General features: G+C 38.8%; 5 protein-coding genes. All 5 read right to left on the bottom strand.

Features of this window, described 5'->3' with window-relative positions; all coding sequences use genetic code 11:
- Positions 1–58 precede the first annotated feature (58 nt).
- The 5 genes from murI to gmk all read right to left on the bottom strand — a co-directional run bounded on the left by murI (position 59) and on the right by gmk (position 6,118).
- Complete coding sequence (gene murI / locus A8M50_RS02295) at positions 59–868, bottom strand: glutamate racemase (RefSeq protein WP_005646392.1); 810 nt, start codon at positions 866–868, stop codon at positions 59–61.
- A gap of 29 nt (positions 869–897) precedes the next feature.
- Complete coding sequence (gene recG / locus A8M50_RS02290; RefSeq protein ID WP_005646412.1) at positions 898–2,979, bottom strand: ATP-dependent DNA helicase RecG; 2,082 nt, start codon at positions 2,977–2,979, stop codon at positions 898–900.
- Positions 2,976–5,090: a bifunctional GTP diphosphokinase/guanosine-3',5'-bis pyrophosphate 3'-pyrophosphohydrolase gene (gene spoT / locus A8M50_RS02285; protein WP_005646442.1), complete on the bottom strand. Its 2,115-nt coding sequence runs from the start codon at positions 5,088–5,090 to the stop codon at positions 2,976–2,978. Before spoT ends, recG begins: the two co-directional genes overlap by 4 nt.
- 72 nt (positions 5,091–5,162) lie before the next feature.
- Positions 5,163–5,429: a DNA-directed RNA polymerase subunit omega gene (gene rpoZ / locus A8M50_RS02280; protein ID WP_005625717.1), complete on the bottom strand. Its 267-nt coding sequence runs from the start codon at positions 5,427–5,429 to the stop codon at positions 5,163–5,165.
- A gap of 62 nt (positions 5,430–5,491) precedes the next feature.
- Positions 5,492–6,118: a guanylate kinase gene (gmk, locus tag A8M50_RS02275; protein ID WP_005646462.1), complete on the bottom strand. Its 627-nt coding sequence runs from the start codon at positions 6,116–6,118 to the stop codon at positions 5,492–5,494.
- Positions 6,119–6,226 lie beyond the last annotated feature (108 nt).

Genomic DNA, 6,226 nt, shown 5'->3' with positions numbered 1-6,226 from the left:
TTTAAAAAAATGATCTTTTGGATAAAGTTAATACAAAAAGGTCTATTTAACATCAATTTTAGTCTATTTTTATTACATCTAAAGATTCAAATCCCCATAGGTGTAAAGCTTTTTTAAATTGAGATTCTTCGGGAAAATGTGCAGTACAAAACATTTGATTATGTTTTTCAGCTTGAGCACGAACACTTTTACCATCTAGTAAATATTTTATCCGCTTAGCAATCGCCGCGCCAGGATCCATAAAATATTTAATTTGTGGCAAGCACAACTGAATTTCATCTTTGATGAGTGGAAAGTGAGTACAACCTAAAACTAATGTATCCAAATCTACCATGTCTGCCCACGGAGATAACTCATCTTTTAAACTAATTAAATCAACGGAATGACCACGAATTTTTTGCTCCGCAATTTCTACTAATTTTGTTGTTCCCAATCTCTCAACAACACAATCTTGCGCAAATTTATCAATCAAATCATCGACATAATGACGCTTTACTGTACCCTTTGTAGCTAATAAACCAATATGTTTTGTCTTTGTCATTTCTGATGCAGGTTTAATAGCGGGTACAGTCCCAACGATAGGAATATCAAAAGCAGCTCGCAAAGGAGGAAGCACAACTGTACTCGCTGTATTGCAAGCTATCACGATTGCATCTAATGGATAACGTTGATTAATAAGTTGGCAAACCGCTAAAGTGCGGTGAATAATACTTTCTTCTTCGCGTTCTGAATAAGGGAAACCTGCATTATCAAAACAATATAGATAGTGCCAATTTGGTAATAATTTTTTGGCTTCGCGATATACGCTAAATCCACCCACTCCAGAGTCAAAAAAAAGTACAGTTGGGCGTTTTTCTTTTTTATCCATTTAAAACTCTTTGAAAATTGACCGCACTTTTAAGCGTTCGAGTAAATCTCTTTATTATTTAACCAACGACGAATCAGACTTTCTGCTAAATCTGGGTATTTTTGGATAAGTAATTTCGCATAAAATTGCACCGTTGGTATCATTTTTCTATCTCGCATTAAATTTGCTACTCTCAATTCAGCAACTCCAGTTTGTTTCGTTCCAAGTACTTCACCAGGCCCGCGAATTTCTAAATCTTTTTCCGAAATAATAAACCCATCTTGGCTATCTCGTAGCACTTGCAAACGTTTTTGCGAAACTTTACCGAGCGGAGGTTTATACATTAGTACACAAAAAGAAGCCGTGCTGCCTCGACCGACGCGCCCTCGTAATTGATGAAGTTGCGATAAACCTAAACGCTCTGCATTTTCAATAATCATCAAACTTGCATTCGGAACATCAACACCCACTTCGATTACTGTCGTCGCCACCAATAAATCCAATTCTGCATTTTTAAAACGCATCATGACATCTTGTTTTTCTTGTGATTTCATCCGCCCGTGCACTAACCCAATATTTAACATAGGTAAGGCCTTAGTTAGATCTTCCCAAATCGCCTCAGCAGCTTGAGCTTCTAAAACCTCTGATTCATCAATTAACGTACACACCCAATAGGCTTGACGTTTTTTATTAACACAAGCGTTTTTTACACGCATCACAATTTCAGCGCGACGTTCTTCAGAAACCACTACGGTTGTTATCGGCGTACGACCTGGAGGCAATTCATCAATAATTGATGTATCCAAATCGGCATATACGGTCATTGCCAACGTTCTTGGTATCGGCGTGGCCGTCATAATTAACTGATGGGGATAAAATCCCGCTTTTTCGCCTTTCTCACGCAACATTAATCGTTGATGCACACCAAAACGGTGCTGTTCATCAATAATCACTAATGCTAAGTCGGAAAACTCGACTTCTTCTTGGAATAAAGCATGCGTCCCCACCACCATTTGCACGGCACCAGTTTTGATTTTTTCAAGCTCTGCTTGTCTTGATTTTCCTTTTACTTTACCGGCTAACCAACCAACTTCAATACCGAAAGGCTCAAACCAACGTCGGAAATTATTCGCATGCTGTTCTGCAAGAATTTCTGTTGGCGCCATTAAGGCGACTTGTTTGCCATTATCAATTGCAGTTAAAGCAGCCAATGCAGCAACCAATGTTTTTCCTGAGCCAACATCCCCTTGCACTAAGCGCATCATCGGATAATCTTTGATAAGATCTTGTTCAATATCCGACACTACTCGCTTTTGCGCATTAGTGGGTTGAAATGGCAAGGTGGCTAAAAATCGCTGTTTCAAATCTGTTTGATAATGTAGCGGTAAGGCAGAAAATTGCTGCGTTCCTAACCGCACTTTTTGCATAGCAAGATTATGCGCCAATAATTCTTCAAAAATTAATCGTTGTTGTGCAGGATGCTTACCTTGGTCTAACATTTCTAATGAAATATCTGGCGGCGGACGATGCAATAATCGCAATGCCTCTTTTAAGCTATATTGATGTGGATTAAATTCATTAGGCAAAATTTCTGCAATCTGAACTTTGTCGAGTAATGCCAAAGCCTGATCCGTTAATTTTCGTAATGAATTTTGTTTTAGCCCTTCCGTCGTGGAATAAATCGGCGTTAAGGTTTCTTCCAATACTATGGGCGCATTATCTCGCACAATTTGATATTCTGGATGATGAATTTCTGGCATATGGCGACCACGTTTCACTTCGCCAAAAGCCTTTACTCGCACACCTACTTGAAAACTATTACGCATCCCCTCATTAAAATTGAAAAAACGTAACATAATTTTCGATGTGCCGTCTGACAAACTGACCGATAAAATCGGGCGACGGCCAAAAGTAACGTCACAGGTTTGTACAATTCCTTCAATGGTAAAATATTGTTCGGGGCGAAGATTAGCGATTGGCGTAATTCGCGTACGATCTTCATAGCGAATAGGTAAATGAAAGAGTAAATCTTGCAGGTTATGAATGCCGATTTTAGCCAGTTTATTAGAAATGGCCGCACCAACACCAGAGAGGCTGGTCAAAGGTACGGCATCAAGAAGTTCAAGGCTCATAGCTCATTAATATTGCGTTTAATATTCACGACGCCAGTGATGCCTTTAATGCGATGAACGATATTGGCAAGGTGTTTGATATCTTTTACACAAACCTGCAAAATCACAAGCAATAAATTGTTCTCTAATTCTTCCGTCCAAATATTTTGAAGACTGCTTTCACTCGCAGAAATTGCGGTCATTAAACTAAGCAAGGCATTCTGCTCATTCAATATTTCTATTTGTAATTCAGCCTCAAAATTTACCGCACTTTGAACATTATCCCATTTAGCCAACGATTGGCGACAAGCATTCTTCAAACTTGCACAATGTTGATGATGCACCACAACGGTGTTTTCTTCGATACGACATCCCACAATAGGATCGCCAGGAATTGGATGGCAACATTGAGCAAATTGTGTTTTACCCACTTGCATTGGTGCAATAGTGAGTATTTTTGATTCAAATTCAAAATTCTGAGTATTAGAAGATTCTAACGGCACGCCCACAAATTGATGCGCAATGATGGAGGCAGATTGATTGCCTAAACCAATTTCTCGTAATAATTCATCTAAAGAAGAAAGCGCTAAAGCATCTAATACTGTTCTAATTTGTTGAATAGAAAAATCACCTAAATTATGAGGCTGTAATGCTGCATTAAGCTCAACTTCGCCTAATTTCACCGCATCCTCTTCACAACGTTGTTTGAGATAATGGCGAATCCGTGTTTTCGCACGAGCAGTTACCACGAAATTTAACCATGCGGCTTCAGGATGGGCATTTGGATCGGTGATAATATTGACCGTTTGACCAGACTCAAGGGCTTGTGAAAGCGGATAAGGTTTATGCTCAACAGTCACTCCAACACAAGTATTCCCCACATCTGAATGCACAGCATAAGCGAAATCTACTGCCGTTGCGCCCATTGGCAATTCAACAATTCGACCTTTTGGCGTAAAAACATAAATTTCTTTCGGAAAAAACTCTGATTTTACATTCTCAATAAACTCAAAAGAATTACCTACACTTTGTTGAATTTCGACCAAACTTTGCAGCCAGCGTTGTGCGCGAATTTGTGCGGTTGTACTATCGTTTTTACCATTTTCTTTATAAACCCAATGTGCAGTAATGCCCATTTCGGCGACTTGTTCCATATCCTCAGTATGGATATGAACTTCTACGGGAACACCTTTCGGCCCAATCATTGAAGTTTGCAAAGATTGATAGCCATTTGCTTTAGGTACCGCGATATAATCCTTTACTCTGCCAGGGCGTGGCTTATAAAGATTATGCATTTGCCCCAAAACACGATAACAATCATCAACATTTTTCACAATCACACGGAACGCATAAATATCCATAATAGAGTGGAATTCTTGATCCTTTATGCGCATTTTTTGATAGATTTTGTAAAGGTGCTTTTCACGCCCCCACACTCGGGCAAAAATTCCTGCGTTTTCTAACCGCACTTTAATCTCTTGTGAAATACGTTCGATTAAATCTTGTCGATTACTACGCGCCACATCAATGAGTTTTTTCAACACCTCATAACGATGTGGATGCATTGCTTGAAAAGATAAGTCTTCTAATTCATTTTTGATATGCTCAATACCTAAACGATGAGCAAGCGGACAATAGATTTCAAGGGTTTCTTTCGCAATACGGCGGCGTTTATCTGGTCGTAACGAACCAAGCGTGCGCATATTATGCGTGCGGTCAGCAAGCTTGATTAACACAACGCGAATATCACGCGTCATCGCCAAAATCATTTTGCGAAAATTCTCGACTTGTGCTTCTTGGCGAGTACGAAATTTCAACTTATCGAGTTTTGATACACCGTCCACAATTTCAGCCACACTGGCACCGAACTCTTCTTTCAGTTGTTCTTCTGTATAAGGTGTATCTTCAATAACATCGTGCAAAAGCGCGGCCATTACCGCTTCGTGATCTAAATGTAGTTGAGCAATAATGGAGGCTACCGCAACAGGATGGGTAATGTAAGGTTCGCCGCTGGAGCGAAATTGTCCTTCGTGCGCATCTCTTGCAATCACAAACGCACGCTTGATGAGTTCAATTTTATCTGCGGGCAAATACCCTTGAATAATTCGATCTAAATCAGCAAACAGTTCCAAAGGAGACCTACTTATCGTTGAAAGAGAAAGTGCGGTTAAAATATCGTGATTTTTTACCGCACTTTTAAAAGATTATTCTGTAATTAATGCAACAGCTGCTTCTTCCGTTTCTTGCACTTTCGCCATTTCTTGGAATTCTTGTGCATCCATAATATCTTGATTAATCAAACCTTTTTCGATTTCACGTAATGCAATTACTGTTGGTTTGTCATTATCTTCTGGCACTAACGGTGCACTTTGGTTAAGTTGTAATTGTCTTGCACGACGCGCAGCCGTTAAAATTAAATCAAAACGGTTACCAATTTTTTCTACTGCATCTTGCACAGTAACACGAGCCATAATTTACTCCGATTTGTCAAAAATTACTCTATTGAAAGGGCGTTATAATACTCAATTTCGCCCTATTTTGCTAGTAGCTGTTGAATTAACATTGCATTTTGTTTTTGTTGATAATCTTTAGTTAAGCGTTCCGATTGCAAAATACTTTGTAAATCTTTTAATGCTTTCTCAAAATCATCATTCACAATGACATAATCATATTCATCATAATGCGAAATTTCACTTATCGCTTTTGACATTCGTTCAGCGATAACCTCTTCACTATCTTGCCCACGACCAATTAAACGACGCTCTAATTCAGGCAATGAAGGCGGTAAAATAAAAATGCTTTTTACTGAAGGCACTTTTTTACGGATTTGTTGAGCACCCTGCCAATCAATATCTAAAAATACATCAATGCCTTTTGCTAAATTTTCTTCAATCGCAGGTAAAGAGGTTCCATAATAATTGCCACCAAAAACTTTGGCATATTCTAGAAATAAATCTTGCTCAATGAGTGATTCAAACTCTTCTTTTGATACAAAATAATAGTGTACGCCTTCAACTTCACCTGGGCGTGGGGCACGGGTCGTATGTGACACAGACACCATTTTTTGAGTTGAACTATCTGATGCCAATAACGCAGAAATTAATGAAGATTTTCCTGCGCCACTTGGTGCAGACAAAATATAAAGATTACCTCGAGACATAGAATATTTAACCTTCTCTAACAATTTCAGTCTATTATGCAGATTTCTCTATAAAAAATCATCAAAAGTGCGGTGATTTTTTACGGTACTTTTTCATTCTAATGATGA

Origin of the sequence: Haemophilus haemolyticus (genome assembly GCF_001679045.1) — a bacterium.
Taxonomy (GTDB): domain Bacteria; phylum Pseudomonadota; class Gammaproteobacteria; order Enterobacterales; family Pasteurellaceae; genus Haemophilus; species Haemophilus haemolyticus.
The sequence above is the reverse complement of the archived record's forward strand: the minus strand, read 5'-3'. Positions and strand labels throughout refer to the sequence as shown.

Excerpts from the sequence above, each read along its gene's own strand:
- murI (WP_005646392.1), bottom strand. The coding sequence starts at position 868 with ATGGATAAAAAAGAAAAACGCCCAACTGTACTTTTTTTTGACTCTGGA.
- recG (WP_005646412.1), bottom strand. The coding sequence starts at position 2,979 with ATGAGCCTTGAACTTCTTGATGCCGTACCTTTGACCAGCCTCTCTGGT.
- rpoZ (WP_005625717.1), bottom strand. The coding sequence starts at position 5,429 with ATGGCTCGTGTTACTGTGCAAGATGCAGTAGAAAAAATTGGTAACCGT.
- gmk (WP_005646462.1), bottom strand. The coding sequence starts at position 6,118 with ATGTCTCGAGGTAATCTTTATATTTTGTCTGCACCAAGTGGCGCAGGA.